The 16067-nt window shown below is 47.1% G+C and carries 16 protein-coding genes; 12 read left to right on the top strand and 4 right to left on the bottom strand.

Annotation, left to right across the window (positions count from 1 at the left end; all coding sequences use genetic code 11):
* The 11 genes from AOC07_RS03685 (at nt 1) to AOC07_RS03635 (ending at nt 9867) form a co-directional block, all read left to right on the top strand.
* Nucleotides 1-855 carry a 3-hydroxybutyryl-CoA dehydrogenase gene (locus AOC07_RS03685; RefSeq protein WP_215294038.1) on the top strand — a complete coding sequence of 285 codons (855 nt, stop codon included), beginning with the start codon at nt 1-3 and terminating at the stop codon, nt 853-855.
* A 34-nt stretch (nt 856-889) separates the two neighbouring features.
* Nucleotides 890-1375: a DUF3429 domain-containing protein gene (locus tag AOC07_RS03680; protein WP_251371724.1), complete on the top strand. Its 486-nt coding sequence runs from the start codon at nt 890-892 to the stop codon at nt 1373-1375.
* A gap of 7 nt (nt 1376-1382) precedes the next feature.
* Nucleotides 1383-2696: a replication-associated recombination protein A gene (locus tag AOC07_RS03675; protein WP_215358192.1), complete on the top strand. Its 1314-nt coding sequence runs from the start codon at nt 1383-1385 to the stop codon at nt 2694-2696.
* A gap of 10 nt (nt 2697-2706) precedes the next feature.
* The gene (locus AOC07_RS03670) at nt 2707-3333 is read left to right on the top strand and encodes a 2-hydroxychromene-2-carboxylate isomerase (RefSeq protein WP_215294036.1); all 627 of its coding nucleotides are present in this window, start codon (nt 2707-2709) and stop codon (nt 3331-3333) included.
* Nucleotides 3334-3383: 50 nt separating this feature from the next.
* On the top strand, nt 3384-3959 hold the full coding sequence (locus AOC07_RS03665) for a peptidylprolyl isomerase (protein WP_215294035.1): 576 nt from the start codon (nt 3384-3386) through the stop codon (nt 3957-3959).
* Between the two features lie 24 nt (nt 3960-3983).
* Nucleotides 3984-5810 carry a bifunctional chorismate-binding protein/class IV aminotransferase gene (locus AOC07_RS03660; protein WP_215358191.1) on the top strand — a complete coding sequence of 609 codons (1827 nt, stop codon included), beginning with the start codon at nt 3984-3986 and terminating at the stop codon, nt 5808-5810.
* A 9-nt stretch (nt 5811-5819) separates the two neighbouring features.
* A complete protein-coding gene (locus AOC07_RS03655) occupies nt 5820-6380 on the top strand; it encodes an NUDIX hydrolase (RefSeq protein WP_215294033.1) in 561 nt (186 codons plus the stop codon).
* 34 nt (nt 6381-6414) lie between these two features.
* A complete protein-coding gene (gene aat / locus AOC07_RS03650) occupies nt 6415-7152 on the top strand; it encodes a leucyl/phenylalanyl-tRNA--protein transferase (protein WP_215358190.1) in 738 nt (245 codons plus the stop codon).
* The gene (locus tag AOC07_RS03645; RefSeq protein WP_215358188.1) at nt 7149-7904 is read left to right on the top strand and encodes an arginyltransferase; all 756 of its coding nucleotides are present in this window, start codon (nt 7149-7151) and stop codon (nt 7902-7904) included. The genes aat and AOC07_RS03645 overlap by 4 nt, the downstream gene beginning before the upstream one ends.
* 9 nt (nt 7905-7913) lie before the next feature.
* Complete coding sequence (locus AOC07_RS03640; protein WP_215358186.1) at nt 7914-8948, top strand: quinone-dependent dihydroorotate dehydrogenase; 1035 nt, start codon at nt 7914-7916, stop codon at nt 8946-8948.
* A gap of 94 nt (nt 8949-9042) precedes the next feature.
* Nucleotides 9043-9867, top strand: coding sequence for an IclR family transcriptional regulator (locus tag AOC07_RS03635; RefSeq protein WP_215358184.1), 825 nt, complete (start codon nt 9043-9045; stop codon nt 9865-9867).
* A gap of 1 nt (nt 9868) precedes the next feature.
* On the opposite strand, the gene AOC07_RS03630 is transcribed toward AOC07_RS03635, so the two are convergent.
* Together AOC07_RS03630 and AOC07_RS03625 are read right to left on the bottom strand one after the other, a co-directional pair.
* Nucleotides 9869-10933, bottom strand: coding sequence for a serine hydrolase (locus tag AOC07_RS03630; RefSeq protein ID WP_251369690.1), 1065 nt, complete (start codon nt 10931-10933; stop codon nt 9869-9871).
* A gap of 47 nt (nt 10934-10980) precedes the next feature.
* The gene (locus AOC07_RS03625) at nt 10981-11868 is read right to left on the bottom strand and encodes a DMT family transporter (RefSeq protein WP_215358183.1); all 888 of its coding nucleotides are present in this window, start codon (nt 11866-11868) and stop codon (nt 10981-10983) included.
* Between the two features lie 189 nt (nt 11869-12057).
* Between AOC07_RS03625 and AOC07_RS03620 the strand changes: the two genes are divergently transcribed.
* Nucleotides 12058-12612: a phasin family protein gene (locus tag AOC07_RS03620; protein WP_215358181.1), complete on the top strand. Its 555-nt coding sequence runs from the start codon at nt 12058-12060 to the stop codon at nt 12610-12612.
* Between the two features lie 72 nt (nt 12613-12684).
* On the opposite strand, the gene lpdA is transcribed toward AOC07_RS03620, so the two are convergent.
* A complete protein-coding gene (lpdA, locus tag AOC07_RS03615; protein WP_215294026.1) occupies nt 12685-14451 on the bottom strand; it encodes a dihydrolipoyl dehydrogenase in 1767 nt (588 codons plus the stop codon).
* A gap of 9 nt (nt 14452-14460) precedes the next feature.
* The gene (gene aceF / locus AOC07_RS03610) at nt 14461-16062 is read right to left on the bottom strand and encodes a dihydrolipoyllysine-residue acetyltransferase (protein ID WP_215358178.1); all 1602 of its coding nucleotides are present in this window, start codon (nt 16060-16062) and stop codon (nt 14461-14463) included.
* Nucleotides 16063-16067 lie beyond the last annotated feature (5 nt).

Below are 16067 nucleotides of genomic sequence, written 5' to 3'. Positions count from 1 at the left end.
ATGAAGATTCAATCAGTTGGCGTGGTCGGTGCGGGCACAATGGGTAATGGTATTGCACAGGTTTGTGCGGTTGCCGGTCTCGATGTCGTCATGGTTGATATTAACGAAGCAGCCGTACAACGCGGGCTGGATCAAATTAGTAAAAGCTTAGATCGCCTCGTTAAGAAAGAAACACTCACTGCCGATGCAAAAGAAGCGGCACTCAAGCGAATTAAAGGCAGTACCTCTTATGCAGATTTCAAGGGCTTAGGCTTAGTCATTGAAGCTGCTACCGAAAATCAAGCAATTAAAGAAAAGATTCTCAAGCAAGTAGATGAGATTGTTGGCAAAGACACCATCATTGCCACCAATACCTCCTCCCTATCGATTACCAAGCTTGCTGCACTTGACTCAAATCCAGCGCGCTTTATTGGCATGCACTTTTTCAACCCGCCACCTCTCATGGCTTTAGTAGAAGTGATTCGTGGCCTGCAGACGAGCGATACAACGCATGCCGCCATTATTGAGATGGCTAAACAAATTGGCAAAGAACCCATCACCGTGAAGAATTCACCAGGGTTTGTGGTGAATCGTATTTTGTTACCCATGATTAACGAAGCATTCTTCGTGCTGTCAGAAGGACTTGCTAGTCCAGAAGATATCGATGCCGGTATGAAGTTGGGCTGTAATCAACCTATCGGCCCCTTAGCCTTGGCAGACCTCATTGGTTTAGATACTTGTTTAGCGGTGATGGAGGTTTATTTTGAAAACTTCAGCGACTCCAAGTACCGCCCTTGCCCACTCCTTCGTGAAATGGTTGCAGCCGGTTATCTAGGTCGCAAAACCGGTCGCGGCATTTATACCTACGACAAATAATTTCCCAATCCAATTAACCTCAACTAAAACTGAAGTGCTCGTGAATCCTATTCCACCCCTAGTTAGTAAACTGGCTTACGCTGGTCTCATTCCTTTTATTGGCCTCGCTTTAATGGTGCAACTAGCGCCAACGCCTCTTAACTATTTAAGTGCAGAGTCTCTTGCGGGCTATGGGGCAGTGATTACTTCCTTTATGGGTGCTTTACATTGGGGCGCTAACTTGCATCACTTAGGCAAAGCACCTATTGGTGATCGTTGGGTTGACCGCAATGCTTGGATTTGGGGTGTGATACCCGCTCTAGTTGCCTGGGTTGCCTTGCATATTTACATTCCGGTGGGGCTGTTGATTTTGGCATCCACTTTAATCATTCAGCGCAATATTGATCAGAGCACCTATCAATATTATTTTTCTGATGAAGCAGCACGCAGCACCTTTATGACGATCCGCAATCGCCTGACTTATGTTGCCGCGGCTTGCTTAAGCTGGGCAGCCATCGTCATTCTCTTTATTCAAGCATGACTGTTCAATGAGCGGTCTTTTCGAGAGCACCCCTCCGCCGCCACTAGCGGAAGCTTTGCGTCCGAAAAACATTGAAGAAGTGATTGGGCAAACCCATTTATTGGCGGCCGGCAAGCCACTTAATCTAGCGTTTGCCTCAGGCAAGCCCCACTCAATGATTTTGTGGGGGCCTCCAGGCGTAGGCAAGACAACGCTGGCACGCCTCTCAGCAAAAGCCTTTGAGCGCGAATTTATTGCCATCTCTGCAGTCTTAGCTGGCGTCAAAGAGATTCGCGAAGCCATTGAACAAGCGCAACAAAACATGGCGCAATATGACAAGCAAACAATTTTGTTTGTTGATGAGATTCATCGCTTCAACAAGAGTCAGCAAGATGCCCTTTTACCTCATGTTGAATCAGGCCTGTTTACCTTTATCGGCGCCACTACTGAGAATCCTTCTTTTGAAGTGAACTCAGCACTTTTATCTCGCGCACAAGTGTATGTACTTAAATCATTAACTGCAGATGAACTGAAGAAGCTATTTATTCGCGCACATCAGCATGCTATGCCCAATGTCAAATTTGACGATAGCGCAATAGATACTCTGATCTCTAATGCTGATGGCGATGCTAGAAGACTCTTTAATCTAGTGGAGCAAGTTCGTAATGCCGTTTTGACACCTAACGCTCTTGTTGATGTTGTTGACGAAGCCTTTATTGAAAATGCGCTTACCGTCCAGGCACGTCGCTTTGATAAAGGTGGCGATCAGTTTTATGACCAGATTTCTGCGCTCCATAAATCAGTGCGGGGATCCAACCCTGATGCAGCACTCTATTGGTTTTGTCGCATGCTCGATGGTGGCGCAGATCCGCGTTACTTAGCGCGCCGCATTATTCGCATGGCATGGGAAGATATTGGATTGGCTGATCCCAGAGCGATGCAATTAGCAAACGATGCCGCCCAAACATTTGAAAGATTAGGATCGCCCGAAGGTGAGCTGGCTTTAGGTCAAGCGGTAGTGTATTTGGCGGTAGCCTCAAAAAGTAATGCTAGTTACAAGGCATTTAATGCTGCGCGAGCCTATGTTGCCCAAGATCAATCTAAGCCGGTGCCCAATCATTTGCGCAATGCGCCAACTAAACTCATGAAAGAGCTTGGACACGGCAAAGAATATCGCTACGCACACGATGAACCGCATGGCTATGCCGCTGGTGAATCCTATTTGCCCGAAGGAATGCCAGAAACACAATGGTATGAACCTGTGGAGCGTGGTCTGGAGAGTCAGATTAAAGAAAAACTGGCTTTCTTACGAAAACTGGATGCTGAGTACAAAGGGAAATAGGACTAACTCTATGAGTGAGAAAACAGCAGCCACCCTCTACTACGACATCATTTCACCTTTTGCTTATTTGTATATTAAGCAAAGGCAGCGTTTAGAAGACAAACTCAACATCACACCCGTCCCAATTCTCTTAGGCGGCCTATTAAGGGCCACTGACAATAAAGGTCCCGGTGAAATCACCGCCAAGCGTCCGCATACATATCAATTTTGTGTCTGGCAAGCTGAAAAGTTAGGCATCCCATTTCGCTTTCCTGAACACCACCCGTTTATGACAGTTGCAGCTCAGCGTCTTCTTGTACAAGAGAATGCAGATTGGGCCATGCTTGAACGCGCCTTTGATTATGTGTGGATGGAAGGTAAAGATCCCAATCTTTCTTGGTCCGAGTTTTGTACTTATTTAGGTTTGCCAGCAGATACTGCAAAACCAGAAAGCCCCGAAGTAAAATCTAGGCTCATTGCCAATACCGATCAGGCTAAAGCAGATGGCGCCTTTGGATTGCCGGCCCTGATACTGAAGCAACATTGTTTTTGGGGCGTCGATACCATTGATTGGGCGCTGGACTACCTCAATCGGCCAGGCATGTTCGAGGAAGCCTCCTATGCCTATGCTGGCAATGTCCCAAACGGACTGACTTAATGCGGTTGCGCAATACAATCTGTTGTATCTATCTCACCCAAGGAGTCCTTATGCGTAAGCTTTTTACCAGCCTCATTCTGATTGCCGCCTGCTTTGCTAGCCAAGCTGCTATTGCTGGCACTAAGGTTGAATTCAAAACCACCATGGGCAACTTTGTAGTAGAGCTCGATGATGTGAAAGCCCCAAAGACTACCGCTAACTTTTTAAATTATGTCAAAAGTGGTTTTTACAATGGCACCATCTTTCATCGCGTCATTGATGGCTTCATGATTCAAGGTGGCGGCTTTACTCCTGATCTGATGCAAAAGTCGACTGATGCACCGGTTGCATCAGAAGCAAACAATGGCCTCAAGAACAATACATACACCATTGCAATGGCTCGTACTGCTGACCCTGATTCTGCGACCTCCCAATTTTTTATTAACGTTAACAATAATGCGGCATTGGACTACCCGAATGCAATGGGCAATGGCTATACCGTATTTGGGAAGGTGATTTCTGGGATGCAAACCATCGATGCCATTCGCAAGCTACCTACCATGGTGGCACCAGCCCCACGAATGGGCAGAATGGCTGATGTGCCATCCAAGACTGTCACTATTGAATCTGCCACCCTTCTGAAATAACTAGAAGACATTAGGTTAGCTGCGATGATTTTGCTCGATGATGCGCAAAGTACGGCAGCTAAGCCATCTAGTCGTCATTATGAAAACCCACTGCAGTATTGGCGAGTGCTTACAAGTGGTGACAATGCTCAGGATCTAGCTGCGACTCAGGCCTGTTTAACCCAGATTACTGCTTCGCTTGCTAGAGGCGAGTTTGTAGTTGCTGCATTTGCGTATGAGTTTGGCAGACAAATTCATCAGCTTCCACAAAGATCGGAGGCTAGTCCAAGTTCACACCCGCTGATCGAGGCTTGGTCATTTAAAGGCTATGACAAGCTATCCAAGACTAAAGTGGATACCTTCATCGCTAAGCAGGTTGCGATGCTCGAGGATCGCCAGAAGACTGCTGGTGTGCTCGATATTCGTGAGTCATTAAATGAAGTGCAGTTTTCATCTGATATCGCTAGCATTCAGGAATACATTCGCAGTGGCGATAGCTATCAAATCAATCATACCTACCGAATTTCTGGCAAGACATATGGTTCACCACTGGCTTTATATAGTCGCCTACGTGAGCGTCAGCCCGGTAGGTTTGGGGCATATATCGCACACTCTGGCAGCTACTTACTTTCTCAATCTCCCGAGCTCTTTATTTCCCGCGAAGGTGATACCTTAAAAGCAATGCCGATGAAAGGCACTGCCAGCGCATTATCTGAAGTAGCAAGCGCTTTATCAGACGATCCGAAGAATCAAGCCGAGAATGTCATGATTGTGGATCTCTTGCGTAATGATCTTGGCCGCGTCTCTTTACCTGGCACGGTCACGGTACCTAATTTATTTGAAGTTGCTAGACATGGTGATGTATTGCAAATGACTTCAACCGTTCAGAGCCAAGCCAAACCAAATACTGCTCTCTTTGATATTCTGAGTGCTGTCTTCCCTTGTGGCTCAGTAACAGGTGCGCCCAAAAAACGCAGCATGGAAATTATTCAAGAGTTAGAGCCTGAAGATCGCGGCTATTACTGTGGTGCCTTAGGTTGGCTAGACCCCAGTGGAGACTTTGCTTTTAGCGTTCCCATCCGCACGGTTGAGATTACAGAAGATACTCAGTCACATGCCTCCACTTTTACCCTGGGAATCGGTGCTGGCATTACTAATGATTCTGATGCAAAACAAGAATGGCAAGAGTGCCAAATTAAATCCACCTTCTTCAAGAATCTTTCCGCTGCTACCGGATTATTCGAAACGATTGCCATTGCCGAAGGAAATCCGCAACAACTTGAGCTTCATTTAGATCGCATGCAGTCATCCGCTTTAGCCTTGGGAATTCCATTTCATAGATCTGCCGCAACAGCAGTGATTACAAATACATGTTCATCACTCAATCCCGCAACTTCTTTTAGACTAAGACTTGATCTTGCTCCCAACGGTGAATTGTCAGCCTCTATTGGAGTTCTCGAGCGCCTTCATGAACCCGTCAAAATTTTCTGGGCAAAAGATATTCTTTCTGGCGATATGCGAATGTTTTCTGGCGATGCTTTATTGCGTCACAAGGTGAGCAACCGCCATCTCTACGATCTTGCTTGGCAGACCGCCACCGAATTAGGGGGTTTTGATGCCCTCTTTACTAATGAGCAAGGCTTTGTTACTGAAGGAGGCAGAACTAGCATTTTTGTTAAACCTCAAGGTAGCTCTGAATGGCTTACTCCCCCCATTTCAGCTGGCTTGTTACCAGGGGTACTGCGCGCAAGCCTACTAGCCGATCCCATGTTCAATGCCCGCGAAGCCAACCTGACTATTAATGATGTTTCAATGGCAGATGAGATTATTCTTAGCAATGCCCTACGTGGCACTCTCAAAGCCCATTTCTAGAAAGTCAGTATGAAGTATTGCCCTAACTGCGCCACCTTGCTGACCATCAAGATTCCGGCCGATGATTCTCGTGAACGCCATGTATGTGAAGCATGTGGAAGCATCCATTATCAAAATCCCCGCAATGTAGTGGGTAGCATTCCGATCTACGGTAAGCAAGTGCTTCTATGTCGCCGTGCCATCGAACCACGTCTTGGTTATTGGACCTTGCCTGCGGGTTTTATGGAATTAGGTGAAAGTACTGGTCATGGCGCTGCTCGAGAAACACATGAAGAGGCGGGTGCTCATGTAGAAATTGGACCGCTCTACTCCCTGCTCAATGTTCCGCATGCAGAACAAGTGCACCTGTTTTATTTAGCAAGAATGGATTCACCGGAATTTTCTGCCGGCGAGGAGAGTCTTGAAGTAGCTCTCTTTGATGAGCATGAGATTCCTTGGGCAGAATTAGCCTTTCCAACGGTTAAACAAACACTGGAATGGTTCTTTGCTGATCGTGCTGCAGGCCTATTAGAAGAAGGCAAAGCATTTCATGTACGGAGTCGCGACGTTTTGCCCTCTGAAAGAATTTAGTGGCTAAGCTATGGGTCGAGTTAGGGGTCAAGGCATGAGTCAAATTGCTTGGCTTGGACCAAACGATTCCTTTCCAAACCCGCTGATTCATCCGGATCCCGATCCCAGCGTACCTGGATTAATTGCCGTCAGTGAACGGATATATCCCGGACAATTATCCCAGGCTTACCAGTTAGGCATTTTTCCTTGGTACTCCGATAATCAACCCGTTTTGTGGTGGTCACCAGATCCCCGGATGATTCTCAAACCTGCGCAATTTAAATGCAGTGATTCCCTTAAAAAGAGTCTTCGCTTTTTTTGCCAAGATGCTCACTCACAAATTGCGGTAGATGTAGATTTTGGTGCAGTGATTCGTGCATGCGCTACCAGTAGTCGAAAAGATCAAGATGGCACTTGGATCACCCATGAAATCATGGATGCTTACACTGCACTTCATGAACAAGGTCATGCGCATAGCATCGCTGTGACTGAACAGGGTCAGATGATTGGCGGCCTTTACTGCGTATCCTTTGGCGGGATGGTATTTGGGGAATCGATGTTTAGCCGCAAACCGGGTGCCTCGAAGATTGCCCTAGCGAGCTTAAGTGCCTGGTGCCTTCAGAACGGGATTGCCATGATTGATTGCCAGCAAGAGACGGAACACCTGCATTCCCTGGGTGCTAGCCCGATTGCTAGGGGACAATTTTTAGAGCAACTGCAAATATCTGTAAATCAAACTAAGATGGAATCATCTTGGACTTTTGATAAAACAATCTTGACCCACTGGCTATGACCCAGCTCAAAGAACTTCCGCTCACCGCATTACAGTTTTATGCAACGGCGCCCTATCCTTGCTCTTATTTACCCAACAGAATGGCGCGCTCCCAAGTGGCTACGCCGTCTCATTTAATTCATGCGGATGTTTACAGTGAGCTTTTGAATGCGGGCTTTCGTCGTAGCGGTCTTTACACCTATCGCCCATATTGCGATGAATGCCGGGCTTGTATCGCCACCCGCATCTTAGTGAATCAATTCACGCCTTCACGCAGTCAACGTCGTTCCTGGAAAAAACACTTCGGCCTCGAAGTATCCGTTCTCAACTTAGGCTATCAAGATGAGCACTACCAGCTGTACCAGCAGTATCAAAACCAACGACATGCTGGCGGAGAAATGGATAACGAAGACCAAGATCAATACATGCAGTTCTTGTTGCAAAGCCGGGTGAACTCACGCATTGTGGAGTTTCGCGATGGGCCACATGACCCCCACCCTGGCCGCCTGCGCATGATTAGCATGATTGATATCTTGGATCAGGGCATTTCTTCGGTTTATACCTTCTTTGATACCTCTGTACATGCCTCTAGCTACGGCAGTTACAGCATCCTATGGCAAATTGAGCAGGCAAAAACACTCGGACTTCCTTATCTCTATCTTGGCTACTACATTAAAGAGAGTGAAAAAATGTCCTATAAGGCCAAGTATCAGCCTATGGAAGGTTTGATTGATGATCACTGGCAGCCTTTGTCTGGGTTGACTGGGTCATAATATCTACCCATGATTGATCGCTATTCTCTTTTGCGTCCCTGGCTCTTTTGCCTAGATCCCGAACAAGCCCACAACCTCACCCTCAGTAATTTAGATCGTGCTCAGCGTTGGGGCCTACTTGAACGCTTCCTTACTAAACCGGTGCTTGACCCACATACGATTTGTGGAATTACTTTTCCAAACCCAGTCGGTTTAGCTGCTGGATTAGATAAAGACGGCAAGCATATCGATGCACTTGCCGCCCTTGGATTTGGCTTTTTAGAGATCGGCACAGTTACCCCGCGCCCACAAGCCGGCAATCCTAAACCCCGCATGTTTAGACTCACAGAGGCTCAGGCCATCATCAATCGCATGGGCTTTAATAATGATGGTGTTGAAGCTTGCGTTGCGCGCGTACGTCGCTCCCAGTTTTGGCAAAAGGGTGGTGTTTTGGGTATGAATATTGGCAAGAATGCCAGTACGCCAATTGAAGATGCGGCCAGTGATTACATTCTGGCAATGGAGGCTGTTTATGAAATCGCCTCTTACATTACCGTCAACATCTCTTCCCCTAACACCCAGAACCTACGGGCTCTCCAGGGAGAAGAAATGTTGCGCTCTTTATTAGGTGACTTAGATGAAGCCAGAAAACGTTTAAGTGATCGTTATGGCGTTCACAAACCGCTCTTTTTAAAAATTGCACCTGACTTAGATGCCACCGACCTTCATTTGATTGCAGATCTACTCATAGAGTTTGGTATCGATGCCATCATTGCTACCAACACCACTATTAGTCGTGATAGGGTACAAGGGATGAATCATGGTGGTGAAGCTGGTGGATTATCTGGCGCCCCAGTGCGCGCCGTATCGAATCAGGTGATCAAAACACTGAAGGCACGGTTGGGGAACAATCTTCCCATCATTGGTGTTGGCGGCATTTTGTCAGGAGCCGATGCAAGAGAAAAAATCATGGCTGGCGCCAGCCTAGTGCAGCTGTATACCGGCCTAATCTACCGGGGTCCAGATCTAGTGAATGAGTGCGCTAAGGCCCTCAGACAATCCTAGAATCACCTCTGAATACTGAGTATTGACGCTCAGGAATCGTTCCAGCAGGATTTCATAATATGCAATCGCATCTGAAATCGCTACAATAAACCCCATGAGCACGAGCAAAACCGTCAAAATCACCAGAAGCACTGGGGAAGTTGGTAAAACAGCTATCCAGGTGGTTGAGCGCATGATGAATTTGCTTGACGCCTTGGCAGAACAAGAAGAATCAAGCAGCCTCAAGAATTTGGCCGAACAAACGGGTCTACACCCCTCCACTGCCCACCGTATTCTGAATGATATGGTGGCCTGCCGTTTAGTAGAGCGTGGTGATGGCGGCACCTACCGTCTTGGCTTAAAACTTTTGGAGCTTGGTAACTTAGTTAAAGCACGGCTCTCTGTTCGTGAGGCTGCGCAAATTCCGATGCGTACACTGCATAAGCTTACTGGTGAGACCGTTAATCTATCGGTACGCCAAGGTGATGAGATTGTGTACATCGATCGCGCCTATAGCGAACGCTCTGGCATGCAAGTGGTTCGCGCCATTGGTGGTCGCGCACCACTACACCTTACTTCAGTAGGTAAATTATTTTTATCCAGTGATGACCCTAGCCAAGTGCGCGCTTATGTCACCCGCACCGGCTTATCAGGGCACACCCGCAACAGCATTACGGACCTCACCAAATTAGAAGCTGCTCTGAATCAAGTTCGCAAAGAAGGCAATGCGCGCGATGACGAAGAATTGGAGTTGGGTGTGAGCTGTTTAGCCGCCGCAATTTTGGATGACACCGGTAAATTGGTTGCGGGTTTATCACTCAGCTCACCGACAGACCGAATGCAAGCAGATTGGTTAAAAGCCTTGCAGGATACAGCCCTACAGATTTCTAAAGGGATGGGCTACAAACCCAAATCCAGCGATCCTGGCTCAGCTGCCTAGATTACATTAAGCGGCGAATGGGTTGGGCGCCTGAAGGCATACGCTCATACCAATCGCGCACTCGTACCGCATCAGCAAAACGCGATTGCGTACCAACAGAATCTAAGAAGACTAACAATAGAGGGGTGTTATTCACCCTGGCTTGCATAACCAAGCACTTACCTGCTGCATTAATAAAGCCCGTCTTTTGTAGGCCGATATTCATATCACCTGATCGTACTAAACGATTGGTGTTTAGGAACTTCTGTGGGCGCTTGGCAATCACCATCGTTAAATCGGGCCATGTTGAAAACTCACGAATCATTTTGTACTGATAGGCAGCGTTCAGCATGCGGGTTAAATCTTCAGCAGACGCCACGTTCTCACTCATCAAGCCAGTAGGATCAGCAAAATGCGAATGGTCCATTCCTAAATCTCTGGCTTTACGGTTCATGGCATCCACAAATGCAGAAATACCGCCCGGATAATTTCTACCCAAGGTATATGCAGCGCGGTTCTCAGAGGACATTAAAGCTAGCAACAGGGCTTCTTCACGCGTCATAGCTGTGCCACCAGCTAGACGAGAATTTGGGTAGATACGGACATCATCCGCATTGATCACAATCGTCTCATCCAGGGGTAGTCTGGAATCCAAAACAACCATAGCTGTCATTAACTTAGTGATTGATGCGATTGGCAGACTGACAGAAGAATTTTTTTCAAAATAGACTTCTTTGGTATCTTGATTAACCACCATCGCTACGCTCGACTTCAAGCTCAGCTCGTCATGTTGGCCGCGGAGACCAAGCGCTGTCGCAAATGATGGATGAGAAGAAACAAGGGGCTCAGATGAGCGAGTCACCGTTACTCGAACTGTTTTTGGCTTTTTGGGTGATCGAGCAGTTTTAATCACTACTTTACTAGTCTTGACTTGCTTGTCTTTATCCTTGCTGGCAGCAATTACTGGTGTATTTACCAGAGCGCCACAGGCAAATACCGCAATGAAGGCAAAGAGCCAAAATCGATTCAAATACATCCCAAAATACCTTCCAAAACTTTCAACATACGGAATGATAATTAATTTCACAAGTCGACATGGATTTATTGGCCCCAACTTGGACATTCGCTGGCACCCTACTCAGCAATGGTCGCTACCGTGTTGGCTTGGCGGGCATTTACCAAAACGACCCCCGTCATCGTCAAACCAAGCCCTACGGCCATCATTGCGTTAAACGGCTCATCAAAAAAGAACCAGGCTAGCAGCGCAGTGGTTGGAGGCGTGAGGTAAAGAAAACTCGTTACCTTGGTTGCAGCACCCTTGCGAATCATCATAAATAACAAGCTAATTGAGCCAATGGATAGAGGAAAGATGGCCCACAACAAGGCCCCGATGACAGATGCATTCCAGACCATGACACCCGTCTCAAAGAAATACATGCAAAAGAAACAAAGAACCGCAGAAACACTGAACTGAATCGAGGAGCCAGCTCGCAAGTCAAATACGGGGCAATATTTTTTCTGATACAGCGTTCCAAAGGTAATGGAAAGCAAAGCAATGAACGCTAAAACGTAGCTAGCAAATGGGATATGAGCAAAGCTAATTTTTTCCATTACCACCAAGGCAACACCAGCAAAACCAAACCCTAAGCCGATCCATTGACGGGGTGAAACTTTCTCTGAGATCCAGGCTGCAAACCAAGCAGTCAAAATCGGCTGCAAACCAACGATGATCGCAACCAAGCCGGCTGTCATACCTAAGCGGACAGCAAACCACACGCCCAATAGATAGCCAAATTGAAGCAAGATTCCAGCGATAGCAATATGCTTCATTTGCGACCAACTTGGCCAAGTAATACGCCAGATCAGACTTAAGGCTGCCATGGCTGCCAAAACACCTGCAAAGCGCCAAAACAAGAACGTTGCTGGCTCAACATAAGGCATCGCAAGTCTTGCAATGACAAATCCAGTACTCCAAATCAGCACAAAAATAGGTGCAATTGCGTTATCTAGCCTGAGCTTCATGGGTCACTTTTTGATTGAATCATTGATTTTAGGCTTTTTTGGCTTCCTTCCCTGCCCTTCAATATCCATACTGAAATGATTCTTTATGCTGCGATGCAATATAAGTGCTGTAAAATGGTACAAGAAGGAATAGAGTGAGCCATCAGCAAGAGTAAAAACAAATCGTGAATCTACACGAAAGGGATTGAGATGAATCTAACACCAGAGCAATTGGCTGCAGCACAAAAGGCCAATTTAGAAACGTTGAGCAGCCTCACAAATCAAGCGCTGCAAAGCATTGAAAAATTAGTTGAGCTCAATATGCATATTGCCAAACAAAGTTTGAGTGACAGCATGACCAGCGCTAAGAAAGCTTTGGAAGTGAAAGACATTCAACAGCTCCTCGCCCATCAAGCAGAAGCGGTTCAACCAATGGCTGAAAAGATCATGGCTTACAGCCGTCACTTATATGACCTAGCTCATGAAACTCAAAACAACTTTACAAAATCTGCTGAAAAAGAATTTCAGGCAGGCCAACAAAAGATCAATGCATTGGTTGAAGAGTGGACTAAGAATGCCCCAGCTGGTTCTGACGCCGCTGTTCAAGCAATGAAACAAGCCATTGCTTCTGCTAACAATGTTTATGAATCTAGCCAAAAGGCTGTGAAGCACGCAGTCAATGTTGCGCAGACAAACCTGAACAGCGCTACTGACACGGTAATGAAAACCGCTGAAAATGCCAGTAAAGCGGCTAAGAAGAAATAAAGAGTTTCTTGAATATAAAAGCCCCGATTACTCGGGGCTTTTATATTTTTAGCTTCTAAGACAGTTATCTACCTAAGACTTCTTCTTGACCGGTGGCAGATCGGTGCAATGGCCATGTACCGCTTCCGCAGCCAGACCAACAGACTCGCCTAAGGTTGGATGCGGATGAATGGTCTTACCCATATCGATAGCATCAGCACCCATCTCAATCGCTAAGCAAACCTCGCCAATTAAATCGCCAGCATGTGTACCAACAATACCGCCTCCAATAATCCGATGAGTGCTTGCGTCAAAGATCAATTTTGTGAAACCTTCATCGCGCCCATTGGCAATAGCACGTCCACTAGCAGCCCAGGGGAATAAGCCTTTTTCATAGGCGATACCTTGTGCTTTGCACTGCTCTTCGGTTAAGCCAGCCCACGCCACTTCTGGATCAGTATAGGCAACGGATGGGATTTGCTTCGCATCAAAGTAAGACTTTTCACCGAATGCAGCCTCAGCAGCCACATGGCCCTCATGCACAGCTTTGTGGGCCAACATCGGCTGACCAACGATATCGCCAATGGCGAAGATATTTTGAACATTGGTGCGCATTTGCTTATCAACGGGAATAAAGCCACGCTCATCTACTTGCACACCCGCTTTACCTGCATCAATCTTCTTGCCATTTGGGGTGCGGCCAACCGCAACCAAGACTAAGTCATAGGTTTGCGGTTCTGCAGGCGCATTCTCGCCTTCAAAGGTCACTTGAATGCCATCAGGCTTCACTTCAGCTTTAGCAGCACGAGTCTTGAGCATGACCTTTTCAAAACGTCCGGCATTGAACTTCTCCCAGACCTTTTCCAGATCACGGTCGGCACCAGCCATGAGGCCATCCATCATCTCGGCAATATCAATGCGTGAGCCAAGAGTGCTGTAAACCGTGGCCATCTCTAAACCAATAATGCCGCCACCAATCACCAGCATTCGTTTTGGAATACTCTTAAGCAATAAGGCGCCAGTACTATCCACGATACGTGGGTCTTCAGGTAAAAAAGGTAATTTCACAGGCTGACTACCAGCAGCAATGATCGCTTTCTGAAAACGCACTACTTCTTTTTGGCCTGTCAAATCTTGCCCAGCACCACTAGTGATTTCAACTTCAACGTGATTAGCATCTAAGAAGCGCCCTAGGCCACGCACTGTTTTGACTTTGCGCGCTTTTGCCATACCAGCTAAACCGCCAGTCAATTTTGCAATCACCGAATCTTTGTAGCCGCGCAATTGATCGATCTCTATCTTTGGCGCACCAAAAGTAATGCCATGCTTAGACATGGTTTTGACTTCATCCATTACAGAGGTGGTATGCAGCAGTGCTTTAGAGGGAATACAGCCTACGTTAAGACAGACGCCACCTAAAGTTGCGTAACGCTCTACGAGAACAGTATTCATACTCAAATCCGCACTGCGGAATGCGGCACTATAGCCACCAGGGCCAGCGCCAAGCACCAATAGCTCGCACTCGTGATCCACTTTGCCGCTGTATTGACCGGCAATGGGAGTGGGAGCCTTTGCCGCTGGAACTGCTGGCGCTGTAATTGCTACTGGAGCAGGTGCAGCAGCGCTTGCCTCGATCTCAGCGATAACAGAACCCTTGCTCACTTTATCGCCGAGCTTTACAGCAATACTAGTAATCTTTCCGGCAGCATCTGCTGGCACTTCCATGGTTGCTTTATCTGATTCGAGCACTAATAGTGGCTGCTCTTTTTCAACGACATCACCAACCTTTACCAGCACTTCAATCACCGGCACATCGGAATAGTCACCAATATCTGGAACGAGGATCATTTGCTTAGCCATAGAACCCCTTTACAGAGTAGCGCGACGGAAGTCGGCTAACAGTTGCGCGATATACAAATTGAAACGCGTAGCTAAGGCACCATCAATCACGCGGTGATCTGCAGAGAGAGACAATGGGCAGATCAGACGCGGCACAAATTGTTTACCATCCCATACCGGCTTCATAGCAGCTTTGCTCACACCTAAAATTGCAACTTCCGGCGCATTCACAATGGGTGAGAAGTAAGTTCCACCAATGCCGCCTAAAGATGAAATCGTGAAACTCGCGCCCTGCATTTGGTCTGGCTTCAGTTTGCCATCACGAGCTAAAGCTGCCAACTCAGAAGTTTCCTGAGCGATTTCAAAGATGCCCTTCTTGTCCACATTTTTGATAACTGGCACTACCAGACCAGTTGGCGTATCAGCTGCAAAGCCGATATTGAAGTATTTCTTGAGAATCAAATCATCGCCATCAAGTGAGCTATTGAACTCTGGGTGCTTCTTCAAAGCAGCTACCGCAGCCTTCATGAGGAATGCGAGCATCGTAATCTTGACGCCCTTCTTCTCATTGTCTTTGTTCGTTTGTACGCGGAATGCCTCTAAGTCAGTGATATCTGCATCCTCGTGATACGTCACCGCTGGAATCATGACCCAGTTACGGCCAAGATTGGCGGCAGTCATTTTCTTAATACGATTCAGTGGCTGACGCTCAATCTCACCAAACTTCGTGAAATCAACTTTTGGCCAAGGAATCAAGTTGAGGCCACCTAAGCTGCCGCCACTTGAGGCTACTGCTGGACTACCAGCACCACCACTCATTGCCGCTTTAACAAATGCTTGTACATCCTCCTGAGTAATACGACCTTTCAGACCAGATCCTTTAACCTGGTTGATCGTGACACCGAGTTCACGCGCAAATTTACGCACTGATGGGCTTGCATGACTCAGTGTTGGGTCTACCGCTGGGGCCGTATTGATCACTGGAGGAGGCGCTGGAGCACGTGCAATTGGAGGCTCCACTGCAGCCGGCTTACTTGCTGGTACCGGTGCCGCCGCAACTACTGGTGCTGCTGCCCCAGAAGATCCGCTTTCCAGAATCAGCACAAGCGATCCTTCAGAAAGATTGTCACCAATCTTCACTTTGACTTCCTTTACAACACCGGAGTGTGATGAAGGAACATCCATGGTTGCTTTGTCAGACTCAAGAACAACAATTGATTGTTCTTTTTCAACCTTGTCGCCTGCTTTGACTAAGACCTCGATGACTGGCACATCTTTATAGTCGCCAATGTCTGGGACTTTAATGTCGATTAGAGTGCCGCCCGAACTTGAGGATGTCGCTGCTGGAACCGTTGCAGGACTGGCCTGGGCTGCTGGAACCGCAGTAGCTGCACCTTCTTCCAAGGTGATCACTATTGAGCCTTGAGAAAGATTGTCACCAATCTTCACTTTGACTTCCTTTACAACACCGGAGTGTGATGAAGGAACATCCATGGTTGCTTTGTCAGACTCAAGAACAACAATTGATTGTTCTTTTTCAACCTTGTCGCCTGCTTTGACTAAGACCTCGATGACTGGCACATCTTTATAGTCGCCAATGTCTGGGACTTTAATGTCGATTATTTGACTCATGAATT

This window comes from Polynucleobacter sp. UB-Raua-W9, from assembly GCF_018687435.1.
In the GTDB taxonomy this organism is placed as follows: domain Bacteria; phylum Pseudomonadota; class Gammaproteobacteria; order Burkholderiales; family Burkholderiaceae; genus Polynucleobacter.
The sequence above is the reverse complement of the archived record's forward strand: the minus strand, read 5'-3'. Positions and strand labels throughout refer to the sequence as shown.